Here is a 19,262-nt window from a genome sequence, read left to right on the forward strand (position 1 = left end):
CAGGACAGTTGACCTGTGAACCACCCCCAGGTCCCGGCTCCCGCACCTCTCGCGACCTCCGACCGCCCTGGCGGTCCCGGCGGCAACGGTTCGTCCCGGCTCGCTTCGCGCGGCCGCGGCGGTCTCCACTTCCGTGCCGCTGTCGGCGGTGTGCTCGCCGCCCTGGCCGGACTCGCCGCCGGTAGCGTCGCCGCCGCCCTGCTCGGTACACGCCAGACCCCCGTGGTGGCGATCGGCTCGGCGTTCATCGACCGGGTGCCGCCGTGGCTCAAGGACCTGGCGATCTCGCTGTTCGGCACCCACGACAAGACCGCGCTCCGGGCCGGCATCCTGATCGTGCTGCTCGCGTTCGCCGCGCTCGGCGGGATTCTCGCCGTCCGCCGGTACGCCGCCGGCGCGGCCGTGGTCGTCGTCCTGGCCGGCATCGCCGTTGCCGCGGCGGCGACCCGGCCCGACTCCGGACAGACCGGCTTCGTCCCGTCGATGATCGCCGGGATCACGGCGCTCCTGCTGCTCCGGCTGTTCGCGAAGCGGCTTGCCGACCTGCGCACCGACCCGGACGACGGCGTGAGTCGCCGCGGATTCCTCCAGCTCGCCGGTGGCGTGACCCTCGGCACTGTCGCGATCGGTGCCTTGGGCAAGGTTGTCGGCGGTCACCGGGCCGCGGTCGCCGACGCGCGGGAGGGGCTGAACCTGCCGACGCCGCCGAGCCTCGCGCCGCCGGCCGGCGTACAAGCTCCGGGGGCGGTTCCGTGGGTGACGCCGAACGACGAGTTCTACCGGATCGACACCGCGCTGTCGGTGCCGCTGATTCTTCCGTCGGACTGGCGGCTGCGCATCCACGGCATGGTCGACCGCGAGCTCGAGCTGAGCTTCGACGACCTGCTGAAGCGCGCGGTCGTGCACAAGTGGGTCACGCTGACCTGCGTGAGCAACGAGGTCGGCGGCGACCTGATCGGCAACGCGTTGTGGTCCGGCGTACTGCTGAAGGACCTGCTCGCCGAGGCCGGGCCGTCGCCTCAGGCGGACGCGATCAAGTCGACCTCGAAGGACGGCTTCACCGCCGGTACGCCGATCAGCACGCTGACCGACGACCGGCAGTCGATGCTCGCGTTCGCGATGAACGGGCAGCCGTTGCCGCTGGAGCACGGGTTCCCGGTGCGGATCGTCGTACCGGGCCTGTACGGGTACGTGTCGGCGACGAAGTGGCTGACCGACATCGAGGTGACCCGGTTCGACCAGTTCGAGGCGTACTGGACGCCGCGGGGCTGGTCCGAGCGGGGTCCGATCAAGCTGTCGTCACGGATCGACGTACCGCGGTCGAAGGCGCCGACCGGGCAGGTCACCGTCGCCGGGGTCGCGTGGGACCAGCACGTCGGCGTCTCGAAGGTCGAGGTCCGCGTGGACGGCGGCGCCTGGCAGGAGGCGACGCTGGCCGCGGACCCGTCGACCGACACCTGGCGGCAGTGGCACTGGACCTGGAACGCGCCGCGCGGCAACCACGTGCTGCAGGTCCGCGCGTTCGATGCCAAGGGCAACCCTCAGATCGAGTCGCAGGCCCCGCCGGCGCCGAACGGCTCGACCGGCCTGCACAGCGTCGACGTCAAGGTCGGCTGACCGCCGCCAGCACCATCGGCAGGAACGTGTGCTCCAGCGATCCCGCCGGTACGGCGTCCGGCTCGAGCAGGCTCTGCGACCGGGCGCCTTCGTGCAGGGCCATCACCAGCCGGACGAACTGCTCGGCCGGCACGCTCAGCTGTAGACCGCTGGTCCGGGTGATCTCCTCGACCAGCTCGGTCAGGCGTTGCCGGAAGACCGTGCGCTGACGCACCAGCGCGTCGGCCGCCTCGGGACTGCGCAGCGCGTGCAGAGTGAACTCCGTGGAGATCAGGTGCCACTGCCGCTGATCGGGCGCGGCGTCGTCGAGCAGGCCCAGTACGGCGTCCAGCAGGGTGCCCGGCTGGGTCGCGAGCTCCGGGAGCAGGGCGGCGATCTGCTCCAGCAGGCGGTCGGTGGTCGCCTCGAACAGGGCCAGGACCAGCTCGTCCTTGGAGCCGAAGTTCGAGTAGAAGGCGCCGCGGGTGAAGCCGGCCCGCTCGCAGATGTCCTCCACCGACGCGCCGTGGAACCCACGCTCGGCGAACACCTCCAGTGCGCCTTCGAGCAGGCGGGCCCGGGTGGCGGAGCGGCGGCGCTTCGGGGTTTCCATGCCGAGTAGGATACAGTTCTGTATTGGATACACAAACGTATTGAGTTGAGGACGGGGTCGGAATGCAGCTCAGGGCTTACGCGATCAGCGTGCGCGGTCCGCACGCGCCACTGCTGGACGCGACGTCGCTCGACGTGCGCGACCACGAGCTCGTGCTGCTGACCGGTTACCCCGGACCCGGCCACGTCGCCGCGTCCCTCGCGCTGTCCGGCCGGCTCGCGCCCGACGGCGGTGAGGTGAAGCTCGATGGTCAGAGCGACGGCGCCGTACTGCGCCGCCGCGTGGCGGTGGTCGACGCGCCTGGCATCACCGAGCCGGACGACGCGCTGCCGGTGAAGGCGGTCGTCGGCGAGGAGCTGGCGATCGCCGGGCGCAAGGCGGGCGGCAAGGCGGTCCAGGCCTGGCTGGAGGAGCACGAGGCGGCCGAGCACGCGGACAAGCGGTTCGAGCACCTGCCGGTCGACGTACGGACTCGGTTGCTGGCCGAGCTGACGGTCGCACGGCCCGAGGTGGCGGTGGTGATTCTGACGATGCCGGACCGGTTCGGCGGGGATCCGCACAGCTGGTACGGCGTGGGGCGTGAGCTGGCGTCGCGGGGCTACGCGGTGATCGTCACCTGTGCGGACGCGTCGGCACGGCTGCTCGGCGTACCGGCGGCGCGGATGGGTGCGATCGACCAGCCGGAGCCGGTGAAGGTCGAACCCGTTGAACCCGTGGAAGCCCTGGACGAGGAGACGAAGGAAGAGGAGGAGCAGGTATGACCGCCGTCCGGATGGCGCTGAGTGAACTGCGACGGCTGACCGCCGGGCGGTTGCCGAGGCTGGCGGTGGTCGCGCTGCTCTGCGTCCCGATGCTGTACGGCGGGCTGTACCTGTACGCCAACCACGACCCGTATGGGCGGCTCGACAAGGTTCCGACCGCGGTCGTGGTCGAGGACCAGGGCACCACGCTGTCGACCGGCGAGAAGCTCGCGGTCGGCCCACAGGTCGCCGACGAGCTGGTGAACTCGAAGAGCTTCGACTGGCACCGAGTCGACCGGGCCGAGGCGACGGCGGGGGTGTCGGACGGGCGCTACGAGTTCGCGCTCGTGCTGCCGAAGACGTTCTCGGCGGATCTGGCATCGAGCGCGGAGTTCACGCCGCGACAGGCGATGCTCGAGCTGACCACGAACGACGCGAACAACTACCTCGCGCACACGATCGCCAACCAAGTCGTCGCCCAGGTGACCAAGACCGTCGCGGCGCAGGTGAGCGAAACCGCGGCGAGCAAGCTGCTGGCGGGATTCAGCACGATCCACGGGCAGGTCAGCAAGGCGGCGACCGGAGCAGGGCAACTGCAGAGCGGGTTGACTTCGGCGAACACCGGCGTCGGACAGCTGCAGAGTGGCGCGACGCAGCTCAACTCAGCGCAGAAGCAGTTGTCGGCCGGGGCGACCAAGTTGTCGACCGGGCTGAACTCGGCCAGCAAGGGCGCCGGCGAACTGGCGACCGGCGCCGGGCAGCTGAGCAGTGGGCTCGGGACGCTGAAGACGAAAACGGCCGGACTACCGGCGCAGACCAGGGCGCTGGCCAACGGCGCGGATCAAGTTGCTGATGGCAACGAGAAGATCGCGGGCGTCGGCCGGCAGGTGGCAACGGCGTCCAGCACGCTGCTGAGCGACCTGAGCACGATCGACGCGGGGCTCGCGCAGCGGCTCAGGCAGCGCGGCTTCACCCAGGCGCAGGTCAACCATGTGCTGGCCGAGACCGCCAAGCTGCGGGCTCCCGTCGTCACCGCGAACACCAAGATCCAGTCGACCTCGAAGCAGCTCAACCAGCTGGCGACCGGCGCACGGCAGGTGTCCAACGGCGCTGCCGCGCTCTCCAAGGCCACTCCGGCGCTGACGTCGGGAATCAGCAGCGCCGCGTCCGGGGCCTCGAAGCTGAACACCGGCGCGAAGCAGTTGAAGACCGGTGTCGGACAGCTGCAGACAGGTGCCTCTCAGTTGGCCGCCGGAGAGCGGCAGGCCGTGACTGGTCAGGGGCAGCTGCTGACCGGCGTGAACAGCCTGGCGACCGGCGTGAGCAAGTTGAAGACCGGTGCGACCCAACTGAACACGGCGCTGACCAACGGCGCCAAGCAGATCCCCGACCCGTCGCCCGCGGCCCGCAAGGCCGTCGCGGAGACCCTCGGTGCTCCGGTCGGCCTGCAGAACACGTCGCAGGCGACCGCCGACAGCTACGGAGCCGGACTGGCGCCGTTCTTCCTCAGCCTGTCCTGCTGGATCGGTGCGTACGTGCTGTTCCTGCTGGTCCGGCCGCTGTCGCCGCGCGGCCTCGCCGCCCTGCAGTCGCCGCTCCGGGTCGCGCTCGGCGGCTGGCTCCCGCCCGCGCTGTTCGGCGCGATCCAGGCCGCGCTGGTCTTCACCGTGGTGATCATCGGACTCGGCATCGACGCCACGCACCCGTGGCTCACCGTCGGCTTCCTGATGCTCACCTCGATCACCTTCGTCGCGATCCTGCACGCCCTGTCCGCGTGGTTCGGCGCCATCGGCAAGTTCCTCGGCCTGGTCCTGATGGTGATCCAGCTGGTCAGCGCCGGCGGCACGTTCCCCTGGCAGACGATCCCGGCGCCGCTGTACTTGTTCCACCACGTCCTGCCGATGAGCTACGCGATCGACGGCGTACGGCACCTCATGTACGGCGGCCCGGGCCTGTCCCTCGGCAAGGACCTGCTCGTCCTGGCGACCTGGCTGGCCGCCGCCCTGCTCGCCTCCACCCTCGCGGCCCGCAACCAGCGCGTCTGGGTCGCGAAGAAGCTCCAGCCGGAGATCGCGCTGTGAGCACAGCCGAGGGGCGAGACCGTTCGGCCTCGCCCCTCGGCTCACTGGTGGGTCAGACGGTGATCTGCCGCGTCACCGTCGCTGCCTTGCCCCACCCGTCGGTGGTGGTCAGCGTGACCGTGTAAGTGCCCGCTGCCGGGAACGCGTGGGACATGGCCGACGAGGTGCTGGTCGGCGTTCCGTCCCCGAAGTTCCACAGGTAGGTGAAGGTGTCGCCGGTGTTCGGATCGGCGGACCCCACCCCGGAGATGTTGCAGGTCAGGCCGGAGCAGGCCGGCGGGTTGATCACCGGGTTCGGCGCCACGTTCCCGGTCGGTTCGGTGATCGTCACCGTCTGCGTCGCGGTCGCCGTCGCACCCCACTCGTCCCTGGCGGTCAGCACCACCGTGTAGGTGTTGGCGCTGGTGTAGGTCCTGGTCGGCAGCGGGCCGGACCCGGTGCCGTTGCCGAAGTTCCAGGAGTACGTCAGCGTCGTCGGGCTCTCGTCGGTCGAGCTGCGGGCGTCGTACGTGCACACGTTCTGCTCGCACGCGATCGTGAAGCTCGGGACCGGCGGGAGGTTGCCCGGCGGGTGGATCACCGTGACGTGCCGCTCGGACGGCACCGGGGTGACCTGGTCGTGCTGGTCGACGGCCCGCACCCGGACCGTGTACGCCCCCGCCGGGATGACTGGGGTGGTGTAGGAGAAGTTGGACCCCGGCGTGCCCGGGCTGGTCAGGAACGCTGTCCGCCAACTGGCGTTCGTACTGGTGAAGGTGCCCGAGGAACTCATGTACTGACCGAGCGAGTTCACGATGCCGATCTCGACCCGCTGCATCGCCTGGTCGTCCTCGGCCCGGCCGGTGACGAAGATCTTGCCGTCGGTGAACTCGTTGCCCTCGTTCGGGGTCAGCAGCGCCTCGTTCAGCGTCGGCGGATTGTCCCCCGGGTAGATCCGGTACCGCGCGGTCGCGCCGCTGGTCGACGTGTCCTGCTGCCCCGCGGTGTCGTAGGCGAAGGCCGTCACGGACCAGTCGCCCTGCGTCGGCAGGTCGACGGGCAACGACCAGGTCGTGCTGGTGCCCCCAGGTGTGGCCAGCGTTGCCGGCAGCGTGGCGAAGGTGGCCGCCATCGATCCGTTCGGCTGCAGGTAGCGATTGGTGTCCTGATCCTCCAGGGCCACTCGTACCTCGGCCACGCCGACGTCGTCGGTCGCGGTACCGGTCAGGTCGAGGTGCAGCACCTGCCCGCCGGTGACCGTGCCGGTGACCGTCAACCGTCCGTCCGGCGGTGCGTCGCCTGGCACCTGGGCGCTGAGCGTGAGCCGCCCCTGATTGGAGTTCGACGTGGTCAGGCCCAGGTGGTCGGTGGCACGGACCGAGAAGCTGTACGTGCCCGGCTTCAAATTGAACGGTGTCGTGTAGGACCAGTTGTAGCTGGCCTGGTTGAGGTTCTGCGGCGCGACCCGGTACCAGCCGGCGATCGCGTCCACGCCCCAGGTCCCGTCGGCGGCCAGATTCTCCCGGGTGGTGCTGTTCCGGAGCTGGATCTCGACGTTCTGCAGCGACTGCTCGTCGTTCGCCGATCCGGCGAAGGTCAGCGGCTGTCCCGGCGTGACCACCACGGTCTGCACCGTGGTCGGCGGGATCATCGTCACCGGCGAGCTGATCGAGACCGTCGGCGCGACCCCGCTCTCGGTCACGATCCAGGTCCGGTCGGCGGTGTCCAGATCGGACTGACCGGACGTGTCGCTGGCTCTGGCCTGTGCCTGCCACTCGCCCTCGTACGGCACCGTCACCTCGTACGACCAGGTGGTACTGGTCGCGCCGACGACGTCAGGTGTGATCCGGAACGTGTTGCTGGTCGCCGACACCGAGCCGTCGTTCTGCAGGTAGCGGTTGTTGCTCAGGTCCCGCAAGGTCAGCCCGACGGAGTTGACGCCGAGGTCGTCGGTGGCCGAGCCGGTGATCGTGAACGTGAACGAGTTCACCACGCTCTGGTTGGGCCCGGTGACGTTGGTGCTCGGAGTCTCGTCCGCGAGGCCGAACGTCTCGAACTTCTTGGTGGCCTTGGTCGGGTCCTGCACGTTGTTGCCGGCCACCGTTCGCGCCATCACGGTCAGTACCCGGTTCTGAGTCATTGTCAAAGGCAACGACCAGGTGGTCGAGGTCGCGTTCGGCGACGCCAGCGTGGCGTTGATGGTGTTCGGAGTGGTGGTTCCCCAGGTGGTCAGGTCGTCGTTGAGGTACCGGCGGCTGTTGCGGTCCATGATCTCGACCTGGACCCGCTGCACCCCGCTCGCGGCCGAGGCCGTGCCGTTGATCTGGTACTCCTCGTCGACCGGCTTGATCCGGCCCTCGATCGGGTCCGTGATCGCGGTCTCCACGCCGTTCGGCGCGGCGACCGAGTTGAAGTCGAAGAACCCGACCCGGCCGACGTTGTACTCGCCCTTGGTCTGCCCGTCACCGCCGACGAACAGGCCGCGCGGGGTCAGCTCGATGTGTTTGTCGCCCTCGAACGAGTTCGAGCCCGGGTTGAACCCGTCGATCGCCGTACCGTCGACCGGGTTCAGCGCGCCGAGGTGCTCACGCCGGACGACGGCGTCGCCGAGACCGTAGCCGGACAGGCCCTGACCGGTCCCGTAGCCCTGGTCGGTCAGACCCGGCCACGGTTGCGGTGAGGTCGGGGACTCGTGCCACGCGAAGTGGCCACCGACGTAGATCGCCTTCTCGGCGATGGCGATCGAGTAGACGCTGTCGAAGAGCCGGGAGATCCACAGCGGCTGGACGTTGTCGCCGCCCTCCATCGGGTACGCGACGACCGTGTCGTTGATCGGCGGGCGGTCGCCACCGGAACCGCTGGTGACCGCGAAGTACGTGCCGTCGGGAGAGATGTCGCCGCCGTAGATCCGCTGGATGCCGCCGACGAACTGCAGGTTGTCGTCCCACAGCCGGGTCCGCCAGGGCAGCAGCTTCTGCGTCCGGGCGTTGATCAGCGCGACGCCGTACCGGTCCTGGCCGTTGATCTGCCGGCCGGTGTGCACGACCAGCAGGCGGCCGAGGTCCGGGCTGAGCTTCAGGCGCTGCACGGTGAAGTCACCATTGGCGCCGATGCCACCGCTGACGTCGTTGACGAAGTCGGTGCGCACGGCACCGGTGTTGCCGTCGAGCGCGGCGAGCGCGCCGCGCGGGGCGCCGTTGATCGCGGTGAAGCGGCCACCGACGTACACGGTGGAGTTGGTCACCGCGAGCTCCTGCGGCTTGGCGTTCGCGTCGGCCACGAAGCCGGTGACCGGCGCGCCGGTGACGGGATCGATCCGCGCGATGCCCTTGCGGGTCAGGCCGTTGACGGTGCCGAAGTTGCCGGCGATGTAGAGCTTGGTGCCGTCCGGCGACGCCTCGACCGCCTCGACGCCACCGTTGCCGATGACCGGCCGGAAGGTGGTGTCGATCAGGCCGGTGCTCAGGCTGAACGCCGCGATCTGGGCCTGGTTGACGGTGGTGGTGTTGCCGGAGGCGTTGTTGCGCAAGGAGGTGAAGCCACCCGCGACGTACACGCGGTTGCCGACGACCTCGATGTCCCAGATCTCACCGGCACTGATCAGCGGGAAGTTGGTCCGCGGGGTGTCGGGCACGATCCGGTCACCGTGGCCCGGGCCCGGCGGCTGGGCGGCCGCGACGGCCACACCGGTCTTCTGAACGCTGTGCGTACCGTCGCTCACCGTCAGGGTGACCGTCCGGCTGCCGACGGTGGCGTAGGTGTGCGACGGGTTGTCGCCGGTTCCGGTCTGCCCGTCGCCGAAGTTCCAGCTGTAGGTCAACTGGTCGCCGTCGGGATCGAACGACCGGTTCGCGTCGAACTCGCACGTCATCGACGCGCACCCGGTGACGAAGTCCGGGATCGGTGCCTCGTTCGTCGCGGTCGCGTCGGGTCCCGGGTCGAGCACGACCGAGAACATCACCGAGCGGGACACGGCCGAGCTGGTGGTGGCCGTCCGGGCCGCCGCGGTGCCGATCGGCACGCCGGCGTTGGAGTCGGCAACGACCGAGCTCACCTTGCCGGTGCCGGTGCTCGCGGCCGTGGTCCGCGAGGTGACCTCGGCGGGCAGGTTCCAGGTCTGCACGACCGACGACTTCTCGGTCCAGACGTTCACCAGCCAGGAGTTGCCCTTGGCCACCGGCGCGGCCGGGGTGGCGTGACTGCTCGACGACACGTCGACGCCGCGGACCGCGGAGGCGGACACCGTCGCGACTCCGGTACTGCGGTACGCCGTGACGCTGAGCGTCGACTTCGACAGCTCGCTGCCGGTCACGGTCACGTCGGTGCCGGCGTCGGAAGCCGATGCCGCCTTCGTCCAGGCGCGGCCGCGAACTCCGTTGCCGTCACGGGTCTGGATCAGCGTCCAGCCCGGGACCGCGTCGGTGATGGTGCCGGTGGTCGAGTTCGTCACCAGGAACAGCAACAGCCGGTCCTGGACCTGCACGTTCGTGGGGATCCGGACCGAGTGCGAGGACCGGTTGCCCGCCGTACTGGCAGCGCCGACGTACGAGACCTGGCCTTGGGAGACCGCTCCGACTGGACTGATCTGCGCGGTCTCGGTGTCGGTCAGGGTGCCGTCGCTGACGGTCAGCGTCACTGTGCGCGGGCCGTCGGCGGCATAGGTGTGGTTCGGGTTGACCCCGGTTCCGGTCTGGCCGTCACCGAAGTTCCACGCGTAGGTGAGGGTGTTGCCGTCCGGGTCGGTCGACGACGAGGCGTCGAACCCGCAGACCAGCCCGTTGCAGCTGGACACGAAGGCCGCCACGGGCGGCTGGTTCACCGGATCCGCGACCTGGCCGGGGCTGATCACCAGCGAGAACATCACCGAGCGGGACGTCGCCGAACTCGTGGTCGCGGTCCGGCCCGCCGCGGTCCCGGTCGGCACCGCCGCCGCGGAGTCGGCGAGCACCGCGCTGACCTTGCCCGTCCCGATGGCGGCGGCGGTCGTCCGCGAGGTGGAACCGGCCGGCAGCGTCCAGGTGAGGTCGATCGAGGACTTCTCGGCCCAGACGTTCACCAGCCAGGAGTTCTGGTCGGCGACCGGAACGGACGGCGTGGTGTGGCTGCTGCCGGACGCGTCGCTGCCCGCGACCGCCGAGGCGGAGACAGTGGCGTTGCCCGTACTGCGGTACGCCGCGACGCCGATCACCGACTTCAGCGTGTCACTGGTGGTGGCGGTGACGTTCGCGTTGATGTCCGCCGCGGTCGCCGTCTTGGTCCACAGCCGCCCGCGGACGCCGTTGCCGTCGCGCGACTGGAGCAGGGTCCAGCCGGCCAGGCTGTCCGTGAGCGTGCCGACCGTCGCGTTGACGGTGAGGTGGAGCACCAGCGCGTCACCGGCCTGTACGGTCGCGGGAATTCGGACGGTGTGACTCGTCCTGGCCCCGCTGGTACTGGCGCCGCCGACGTACGAGAGCTCGCCCGCTGCCGCGGAGGCCGATGGCGCGAGGACCACCGTCGCGCCCAGGACAGGCACAAGAGCGACCACGACGACCAGCAGTAGGCGCAGAGCACGGCTTCGGCCACGGACGGATCGATCGAAGAGCTGGGACACAGTCACTCACCAACCAGTGTTCGGATAATCGGACGCGCCCGGCCTGCGGCCGAGGCTGCGGTGAATCCGTGGAGATGAGGCGTGCTGGACTTTCGGGCGTTGCGGATCGCGACCGGCCGGAGCCGGCCGGTATCACGCGTGATGATCGTCAACGGCGTCGTCGACCACGACAAAGCTCGTCACCCCCCAGTGACCGAGAACCCACCCGAAAGATCCGCCCCCCGGATCCTCACGGCCGACTGTGGCAGTCGGCCACGCTCTGTGCAAGGGCTTCGGCCCGGAACGGGGGAAATGATCCGCCAACAACTACACAGGGTGTCCGAATGCGATCCGCCTGCTAGCCATCGGCGGCTGTCAGCTGTTTGTTTCGTTGCCGACTACAACCATTGGCGATCGCCGGGGAGGTGGGTCCGGGATGCGCACCGAACCGTGGCGGCGCGAAGCGGTTCGACTTAGCCTGAGACCCATGAGCGGACGAGTCATCGCCTCGAAGGCAGCCAACTACCTGGTCGAGGACGCCGCCCTCCGCGACGGAGCACTCGGCCCGGCCTTCGACCTGCTCGACATCTCCACCAAGCCGGTCGAACAGGTCCTCGCCACCTTCCGGCAGCACTACAACGGCCTGTGGGTCGGTGGCCGCGCGACCCTCACCGACACCGAAGTCACGCTCGCGCCGAACGCCCTCAACCGCTCCATTCACGAGGAGCTCAACGCCATCGAGCTGCCCCTGGCGATGATCACGTCGGTCGAGGTCGAGTTCGGCTGGCTCACCAAGATCATCGCCCTCGGCACCCCGACCCACGTCGTCAAACTCCGCTGCTTCGGCGCCCACAAACTGGCCGGCCGCATCCGCGCCCAACTGCCGTGAGCCGGCAGTTGGGCGCGGTTGGGAGAGCACATCCCATCAGGTCATAGGCGGAGGCGCCACGCCGCCGAGGTGCGGACGCCCGGGCGGATTTCACCTGTGGGAATGACCAGGCCGTTGGCGTGGGGGACGGCTGGGGTGGTGACCTGCGGCGGGCCGGGGAAGTGCCCGGTGACGGTCCATCGGTTGGCGGCGTAGTGGAGGATCTCGGAGTTGAAGCCGGTGTGGTGGTCGTAGGTCCAGGTGATGACGTTGTTGTGCTCGGTCCAGGTGGGGGAACCGGGCGGCGCGGCGTCGCGGAGGGCCGTGTGGTGCTGGATCTTGTTCCAGCGGGTGAGGTCCTTGTCCCCGCCGAGGACCATCAGGCCGTTGCGGGTGGGGTGGGCCTGGCCGGCGGTGACGCAGAAGGGGAGGTCGGGGAGGCGGGTCCAGGTGGATCGGCGGGGGTCGTAGGCGTACGCGTCGGTGTGGAAGCGCCAGGACTTGTCGGCGGCTTGGGAGCGGCCGCTGATCAGGTGGAAGCGGCCCTGGGCGGCGGTGCCGACGGCGACGGTGCGGGGTGGGCCGGGCCAGGGTGGCAGGGCGATCCAGCCTCGGGAGAGGTTGCTGAAGTCGAGGGCCAGGAAGTCGGGGCCCTCGGCAACGAAGAGGGTGGTGCCGACGAGGCCTGCGACGGCGTACGACATCGGGCGTGGCAGGGACGGGAGGTCGCGGCGGTTGCCGTTGGCGTCCAGGACGAAGACGTCGGCGAACTTCTCCGCCGGCTCGAGCGCGGTGCCGTTCGGACCGCCGCGGTAGCCTTCGCCGCCGACCACGACCACGCCGTACGGCGTACTGACGCAGGCGGAGTAGCCGATCGCGTCGGGCAGCTCGACCGGGTCGGACCAGCGGGTGGCGCCGGGTTTCAGCGTGAAGAGCTCGTTCCAGTAGACCTTGCCGAGGGTGGTCGGGCGGTTCGAGGTGAGGGCGGGCTCGGGGAAGTTGGCGCCGCCGCCGACCAGGAGGTGGCCGCGGTGGGAACCGGCGATCGGGCCGGCCAGGCCGAGTTGGGCCCAGTACGGCTTGGAGACCGGGACGGCCGGATGCCAGTCGACGCGGTTCGGTGGGAGGTCGGGCAGGCGCGTCCAGGAGCGGAGGCCACCAGACCCCTCGCTCCCGGGGGGTGTGGCGTGGGCGGCCGAGGCGACGAGCGGGGTGGAGGCGGCGGCGAGCCCGGCTGCGAGCAGACTCCGGCGGGCGGGGGTGGAACTGAGCACGGTCATCGGTCCAGGTCCTTCAGCGGGATCCGGCGGAACGTGATGGTCTCGTTGGCGCCGAAGTCGCCGGTTTCGTACAGCAGGCCGAGGGTGGTGCGATCCAGCGCGACCAGATCGGAGTACGCGGCGGGCAGGCCGGAGATCGCGAGGGACGGCTGCCAGGTGACGCCCTGGTCCTTGCTGACCCGGATCGTCATCGCGGCGCGGGCCGCGGGGTCGGCGGGACCGGAGTACAGGAGCAGTGAGCCGACGGAGAGCACGCTGGCCTGGACGACGGGACCGACGAGCGTGGCCTGCGGGCGGAAGGGCTTGTCGAGCGTCTTGCCGCCGTCGGAGGAGTAGGCGTCGGCGCGGGTGCCGGGGGCGGTGCCGTTGTGCTCGCGGGTGTTGAAGTACACCCGGCCGTCAGGGAGTTCGGCGGCGGTGGTCTCGTTGACGTTGACGTAGTTGTTCGGGTTGTCGTCGACGTACCCGATCTGCCAGGTGCGGCCGCCGTCGTCGGAGTAGAGGCTGTGGCCGCCGTAGTACTTCGCCTCGGCGCCGGTGTCGGTCGAGCCCGCCGGTGGCGCGATCGAGTGGTTGGCGGGGACGAGCAGGCGGCCGGAGCGCAGGGCGATCGCGTGGCCGGGAGTGGTCGCGTACCAGCGCCAGTCGGGCAGCTTGGTCGACGAGGTGATCTCGGTCGGGGCGGAGAAGGTCCGGCCGTCGTCGGTGCTGCGTTGCAGGAAGACCCGGCGAGTGTCCTCGGCGCTCGCCTCGCCGCGGAGGATCTGGGCCTCGGTGACGGGACCGTTGCGCACGCTCAGCAGGACGACGTCGCCGGTGGCGGGGTCGACGACCGGGGCCGGGTTGCCGATCGTGTTCGGGCCCTGGTCGGTGACGACGTGCTGGGGTCCCCAGGTGCAACCGCCGTCGGTGGAGTGGCGGAGCACGATGTCGATGTCACCGGTGTCGGAGGAGCCGCCACGGCGTCCTTCGGCGAAGGCGAGCAGGGTGTTGTCGGCCGCCTTCACGACCGCCGGGATCCGGTACGACGCGTAGCCGGCGACGCCGGAGCGGAAGGGGACGGATTCCTGGCAGCGGTCCTTGGCCGCAGGGTTGGCGCCGGCGGTGAGCGTGGTGGCGAGGGTCAGGGCCAGGGCGAGGGGTAGCACGGTACGGGAGAGCTGCATGGGCGTGTCCTCACAACGTAGGTCTGATATCTGATCTCTCGTCGGACAAAGCTCCGCCCGCCGAGAGGCACAGCACTCTTCAGCCGTCCCGGAGCATGGCGGCCCGGGTCCGGACGTCGTTGAAGTGTTCTTGCATGCGCTGGACGGCGTCGAGCGGGTCCCCCGACTGGAGGGCTTCGACGATGCGGAGGTGGACGGCGGCCCGGCCGCCTTCGACCGGGGCGGGGATCGCGTCGCCGAGGCGGACGAAGATCTCCCAGAACAGCTCGATCAGGTTGTCGACCAGCGGGTTCTGCAAACCCTTGTAGAGCGTGAGGTGGAACGCGCGGTCCACCTCGGTGATCTCCTGGCCGGCGGCTTCCAGCTCGGCCATCTTCCCGGCCAGGCGGGCGCACTCGGCGAGCTCGTCGGTGCCGGCCCCGCGGGCGACGGCGGGCATCAGCCCGACCTCCATCGCCTCGCGGGCGGTGAGGATCTCCTCCAGCGCCATGCCGGGCACGGCCAGGCCGTACGGGAGCTGCTCGATCAGCGGCCGGAAGGAGAACGACGAGACGAACAGGCCGTTGCCGTGCTGGGCCTCGATCACGCCCAGGGTCTGCAGACTTCTTGTTGCCTCACGCAACGAAAGTCGGCTGACCCCGAGCTCGGCGGCGAGCACCGCCTCGGCAGGCAGCCGGTCTCCCGGGCCCAGGCCGCGGGACTTGATGAAGTCGCGCAACTTGACCTGGGCTTCGCGGTAGATCGGGCTCCTGCTCACGACTCATCCCTCCGGAGTGACTGCTCGCCAGGACGCGGCGAGCCGCTCAATCGTGTCATGCGCCGCGGGCGGCAGCGGTCCCCACGGCGTACGGGCGACGCCGGTGTCCGGGCCGCACGCGTTCAGCCACTCCTTGACGAAGCCGACTCCTCCATACCGTCCCGCTTCCGCGGCGACCTGCCGGAACGGCTCGTGCAGCATCAGGGCGTCCGCGAGCCGACCGGCCGCCATTGCGGCCGCGACCTGGTGGGCCTGCGGAGCAAGGGCGTTGTAGAGACTGCCGATCACCGCGTCCGCACCGAACGCGAGCGCGGCAGGCAGCAGTTCGTCCCGGCCGAAGTACACCCGCACCTTCGAGGACACCGCCCGCGTCCGGTCGAACTCGAGCAGATCCTCGTGGGTGAACTTCACGCCCGCGAAGTTCGGAATCCGCTCGACCGCCAGCGCGACCAGCTCGCTCGGCCGGTACGGCGAACCCGTCATCCCGGGAAAGTGGTAGTAGAGGAACGGCGTCGTCGGCGCCTCCGCGGCGACCGCGGCCAGGAAGTCGACCGCCGTCTCGAGCGTGTTCGCCACTCCGAAGTACGGCGTGACCGACGCGATCAGGTCCACCCCGGCCGACTGCGCGTGCGCGGCCAACTCCCGTGCCTCGGCCAGCGTGCTGTGCCCTACGTGGGTCCCGAGCGCGAGTCCGTCCGGTCGCGCCGCGGCCCAGGCGTCGACCAACGCCTTGCGCTCGCCGGTCGTCAGGGCGGGAAACTCCCCCGACGTCCCGCCGACGAACGCGCCGTGCACGCCGTGCGCGAGCAGGTGCTTGCCCTGGTCGGCGACGACCGGCAGGAACAGCTCGCCGTCCGGGCCGAACGGGGTCGGCGTCGCCGCCCAGATCTCCAATGTGCTGGTCAACTCTTGGTCGCTCCTTCGGTGAGTCCGGCGACGATGTAGCGCTGGAGGAAAACGAACGCGGCGATCACCGGCAGCGCGACCACGGCGGAGACCGCCATCAGGTCGTTCCACCGGGTGCCGAAGGCGTTGGTGAGGCCGGCCAGGACGACGGTGATCGGCTGCAGGTTCTCGTCGGCGGCCAGCGCGAGCCCGAAGACGAACTCGCCCCAGGCTCCGAGGAAACTGATCACCGCCAGCGTGATCAGGCCGGGCCGGCTGATCGGCAGCGCGATCCGGGTGAACGCGCCGAACGTCGTACAGCCGTCGACCTTGGCCGCCTCGAGGATCTCGCCGGGCACGGACAGGAAGTACGGGCGCAGCAGCACGATGCCGAGCGGGATCGCCAGCGACGCGTTCGCCAGGATCAGCCCCGCGTAGCTGTTCACCAGTCCGAGGTCGCTGAAGATCGCGAACATCGGCAGCGCGAGATTCACCGCCGGCACCATCTGGACGACCAGGAACAGCATCAGGAACACCGACACTAACCGCAGCCGCAACCGCGCCAGCCCGTACGCCGCGGGCACGGCGATCGCGATCGTCAGCAGCGTGGTGCCGATCGCGATCACGGCCGAGTTGGCCAGGCCCTTGGCGATCGCCGGGTTGCCGAAGGCGGCATCGGCGTACGAGCGCAGGGTCGGGGCCAGCGGGATCAGTTGCGGCGGGGTCGCGAAGATGTCGGCCGGCTTCTTGAACGACGTGTTGAGCATCCAGTAGACCGGGAGCAGGTAGACGAAGGTGATCAGCACCCCCGCGACCGTCATCGGCCAGCGGCGCCTCATGCGGTCTCCTCCTTGCGCAACGAGCGGAAGTAGAACACCGACAGCACCACCGGTACGACGAGCAGCATCGTGGTGGCCACCGCCGCGACGTCGAACTTGTAGAAGCTGAAGGCCAGCTTGTACGCGTAGACCGGCAGCACCTCGGTCGCGCCGCCCGGTCCGCCCTGGGTCATCAGGAAGACGGTGTCGAAGGTCTTGAAGGTGGAGATGAAGCAGAGCAGCACGGTCGTCAGGCTGACCGGCTTGAGCAGCGGCAGCGTGATCCGGCGGAACTGCGCCCACGGCCCGGCGCCGTCGATCCGGGCCGCCTCGTAGAGCGTGCCCGAGATGCCCTGCAGCCCGGCGAGCAGCAGCACCATCGCGAACGGCGCGAAGCTCCACGCCGACGCGAGTGTCACCGCGGCCATCGCCGTACCGGGTTTGCCGAGCCAGAAGATCTCCGTGCCGAGCACCGTGTTGAGCAGGCCGTACGTGCCGTCGAGCAGCCAGCGCCAGACGTTCGCGCTGACCACGGTCGGCAGCACCCAGGCCAGCAGGAGCAGGGCGCGCAGCACGTTGCGGCCCGGGAAGTCGCGGTGGAAGAACAGCGCCAGCGCGAGGCCGGCGACGAACGTGACCAGCACCGTGCCGCCGGTGTAGATCAGCGAGATCCCGAACGACTTCCAGAACTCCGCCCGGCCGAGCTGGTCGGCGTAGTTGTCCAGTCCGACGAACTTCGCGTTGCCGTTGACGATCTGCGCGATGCCGACCTTCTGGAAGCTCTGCACGACGTTGTAGGCGAGCGGGTAGAGCACGGTGAAGCCGACGAACAGCACCGCCGGTACGACGAACAGGTACTCCGCCGCCGTGGTCCGCCGGATCGGCGCCCGCGAGCTCAGCACCCGTTGCTGGGGCACGGTGATCGCCATCTACTTGGCCAACGACTCGTCGATCGCCTTCTGCGCGGTCTTCAAGGCGTCCTCGGGACTGGCCGAACCGCTCGCCGACGCCTGCAGCGCAGCCTGCAGATGGGTCATCACCTCGGACGACTTCGGCGCCAGCTTCTCGTCCGGCGCCCACGCCTCCTCCAACTGCTGGGCGAACACCTTGCGCACCGGGTCGTTCGAGGCGTCCGGTACGTCGTTGCGTGCGGCAAGCTTGTTGCGGACCGGCAGGTAGGCCTGCAGCTCGGCCGGCTGCTGCAACCAGGTGATCAGGTCCCAGGCGCCGTCCGGGTTCTTGCTGGTGGCACCGATCGCCAGGTTCTCGGCGGACAGGAAGGTCTGGCCGGTCTTGTCCTTGGGCAGCAGCGCGACGTCCCACTGCAGCTTCGGGTTCTCCTTGCGCAGGATGTTCACGTAGGTCGCGGAGTTGATCATCATCGCGGCCTTGCCGTTCGCGAACTGGTTCTTCGCGTCCTCCTCGTTCCAGGTCAGCGCACCGGGCGAGATCGAGCCGGCCTTGATCATCCGGGTCAGTTGGTCGAGACCGGACCGGGCCTCCGGGGTGTCGACCTTGTCGATCGAGGCGCCGGCGGCGAGCATCCGGATGATCGGAACGGTCGCGCCCTCGGGGCCCTCGATACCGCTGATCGCGAGACCGGTACGGCCCTGGCCGGTCAGCTTCTTGGCCGTGGCCTCCATCTCCGCCCAGGTGGTCGGCGGCTTCACGCCGGCCTGCTGGAGGAGCTGCTTGTTGTAGTAGACGGCGTACGCGTCGGCGACGTGCGGGATGCCGTAGGTCTTGCCCTCGACCTGCGTCGTCGCCCAACTGGTCTTGAAGTACTTGTCCTGCTGTCCCCACGGCCCGACCCGGTCGCCGAGGTCGCTGATGATGCCGGCCGAGGCCATCGTGGCGGTGTCGAACGCCCCGATCAGCGCGACGTCGGGCAGCTCCTTGGCCGCGGCCGACTGGAGCAGGGTGCGGTTGAAGTCGTCGTACGGGATGAAGCGGACGTCGACGGTGACGTCGGGCTTCGCGTCGTCGTACTTCTTGATCAGGTCGTAGAGCGGCTTGCCGGTCGGGCTGCTCGGGTCGCCGTAGTACTGCCAGAGCGTGAGCGTGCCACCACCACTGGCCTCACCGGAGTCGCTGTCGCCACCGCAGGCGACCACGCCGGCAAGCAGTCCGAACCCGCTGATCGCGGCCACCAGCCGCCTGCGAACACCCATCACGCGCCTCCATCACCAGGGGAATGCAGGCGAAATTAGTCAGATATCTGATATCTGTCAACAGGTTGCGAGTCGAGCGGGTCGAACTGGTCCTCGCCACCTACTGCCGCCAGTACGGCGGCCCGCGAGTCGACGGATCCGCGCCCCACTGCCGTGACTCCGGCGGTTCGTGGGCCCCTCGACTCAGGGCGCGACGGGCTCGCTGCCGGACTCGTTGACCGACTGGTGGTACTCGAACGCCTCGGCCGATTCGGTGAACTCCAGCAGATCGCCGGCGACAGCGGACAACAGTGACCGCACCTCGGCAGGTGTCGCGTAGAAGAACTCCCTGCGCAGATTCACCCGGTTGACCCGCCGGTCCGCCAGCCGTCGGTGCATCTCTGCCTCGACACCCACCGCGTCGTTCGAGAAGTGAATGGCGTGCACGTCGAAGTTGAACGGCACGGAAGCGTCCGAGAGCTCGCGGATCCGATCCAGCGGCTCCAGCCGCCGAGTCATTCCGACCTTGACCATCCGTTCACCGAAGGCACCCAGGTTCGAGATGACGTACACGTATCCGGCGCGGATGTTGGCCGCGCGATAGTCGACGTCCTCGATGGCCTTCTCGATCTCACCCATCTCCGCCCGCAACCGGTCGGCAGCCTCGAGATCGCCCTTGGCTTCGAGAGCAGCCAACGCGTTGGCGTAATGCGCACGTTCACGTTCGAGCTTCCTCCCCAGACGCCGTCGGAGCACA

Annotated in this window: 14 protein-coding genes; 4 read left to right on the forward strand and 10 right to left on the reverse strand. The window is 69.5% G+C overall.

Going from position 1 to position 19,262, the window contains the following annotated elements:
* Positions 1-15: 15 nt before the first annotated feature.
* On the forward strand, positions 16-1,617 hold the full coding sequence (locus BWI15_RS31795) for a molybdopterin-dependent oxidoreductase (RefSeq protein ID WP_083751129.1): 1,602 nt from the start codon (positions 16-18) through the stop codon (positions 1,615-1,617).
* Here the strand turns inward: BWI15_RS31795 and BWI15_RS31800 are convergent.
* Entirely contained in the window at positions 1,604-2,209 is a 606-nt protein-coding gene (locus BWI15_RS31800) for a TetR/AcrR family transcriptional regulator (protein ID WP_077018210.1), read from the reverse strand. The two genes, BWI15_RS31795 and BWI15_RS31800, sit on opposite strands and share 14 nt — an antisense overlap.
* 62 nt (positions 2,210-2,271) lie before the next feature.
* On the opposite strand from BWI15_RS31800, the gene BWI15_RS31805 reads away from it, so the two are divergent.
* Together BWI15_RS31805 and BWI15_RS31810 are read left to right on the forward strand one after the other, a co-directional pair.
* Positions 2,272-2,970: a hypothetical protein gene (locus BWI15_RS31805; RefSeq protein WP_077018211.1), complete on the forward strand. Its 699-nt coding sequence runs from the start codon at positions 2,272-2,274 to the stop codon at positions 2,968-2,970.
* The gene (locus tag BWI15_RS31810; RefSeq protein ID WP_077018212.1) at positions 2,967-5,030 is read left to right on the forward strand and encodes a YhgE/Pip domain-containing protein; all 2,064 of its coding nucleotides are present in this window, start codon (positions 2,967-2,969) and stop codon (positions 5,028-5,030) included. The genes BWI15_RS31805 and BWI15_RS31810 overlap by 4 nt, the downstream gene beginning before the upstream one ends.
* 52 nt (positions 5,031-5,082) lie before the next feature.
* On the opposite strand, the gene BWI15_RS40315 is transcribed toward BWI15_RS31810, so the two are convergent.
* The gene (locus BWI15_RS40315) at positions 5,083-10,524 is read right to left on the reverse strand and encodes a PKD domain-containing protein (RefSeq protein WP_143466035.1); all 5,442 of its coding nucleotides are present in this window, start codon (positions 10,522-10,524) and stop codon (positions 5,083-5,085) included.
* Positions 10,525-11,068: 544 nt separating this feature from the next.
* Between BWI15_RS40315 and BWI15_RS31820 the strand changes: the two genes are divergently transcribed.
* Positions 11,069-11,470 carry a hypothetical protein gene (locus BWI15_RS31820; protein WP_077018214.1) on the forward strand — a complete coding sequence of 134 codons (402 nt, stop codon included), beginning with the start codon at positions 11,069-11,071 and terminating at the stop codon, positions 11,468-11,470.
* 41 nt (positions 11,471-11,511) lie between these two features.
* On the opposite strand, the gene BWI15_RS31825 is transcribed toward BWI15_RS31820, so the two are convergent.
* From BWI15_RS31825 to BWI15_RS31860, 8 genes are all read right to left on the reverse strand, one after another.
* On the reverse strand, positions 11,512-12,729 hold the full coding sequence (locus BWI15_RS31825) for a galactose oxidase (protein WP_077018215.1): 1,218 nt from the start codon (positions 12,727-12,729) through the stop codon (positions 11,512-11,514).
* A complete protein-coding gene (locus tag BWI15_RS31830) occupies positions 12,726-13,895 on the reverse strand; it encodes a sialidase family protein (RefSeq protein ID WP_083751130.1) in 1,170 nt (389 codons plus the stop codon). Before BWI15_RS31830 ends, BWI15_RS31825 begins: the two co-directional genes overlap by 4 nt.
* A 79-nt stretch (positions 13,896-13,974) precedes the next feature.
* Positions 13,975-14,652, reverse strand: a complete 678-nt coding sequence (locus tag BWI15_RS31835) for a FadR/GntR family transcriptional regulator (protein WP_077018216.1) — start codon at positions 14,650-14,652, stop codon at positions 13,975-13,977.
* Between the two features lie 3 nt (positions 14,653-14,655).
* Positions 14,656-15,558, reverse strand: coding sequence for a dihydrodipicolinate synthase family protein (locus BWI15_RS31840; RefSeq protein WP_168197409.1), 903 nt, complete (start codon positions 15,556-15,558; stop codon positions 14,656-14,658).
* The gene (locus BWI15_RS31845; RefSeq protein WP_077018218.1) at positions 15,555-16,376 is read right to left on the reverse strand and encodes a carbohydrate ABC transporter permease; all 822 of its coding nucleotides are present in this window, start codon (positions 16,374-16,376) and stop codon (positions 15,555-15,557) included. Before BWI15_RS31845 ends, BWI15_RS31840 begins: the two co-directional genes overlap by 4 nt.
* Positions 16,373-17,284 (reverse strand): carbohydrate ABC transporter permease, encoded by a 912-nt coding sequence (locus tag BWI15_RS31850; RefSeq protein ID WP_077018219.1) that lies wholly within the window; start codon positions 17,282-17,284, stop codon positions 16,373-16,375. The genes BWI15_RS31845 and BWI15_RS31850 overlap by 4 nt, the downstream gene beginning before the upstream one ends.
* Complete coding sequence (locus BWI15_RS31855; RefSeq protein ID WP_077018220.1) at positions 17,285-18,526, reverse strand: ABC transporter substrate-binding protein; 1,242 nt, start codon at positions 18,524-18,526, stop codon at positions 17,285-17,287. It abuts the gene before it with no gap.
* 183 nt (positions 18,527-18,709) lie between these two features.
* On the reverse strand, positions 18,710-19,201 hold the full coding sequence (locus BWI15_RS31860) for a GIY-YIG nuclease family protein (protein WP_237771546.1): 492 nt from the start codon (positions 19,199-19,201) through the stop codon (positions 18,710-18,712).
* Between the last annotated feature and the right edge of the window lie 61 nt (positions 19,202-19,262).

This window comes from Kribbella sp. ALI-6-A, assembly GCF_001984195.1.
GTDB lineage: Bacteria > Actinomycetota > Actinomycetes > Propionibacteriales > Kribbellaceae > Kribbella.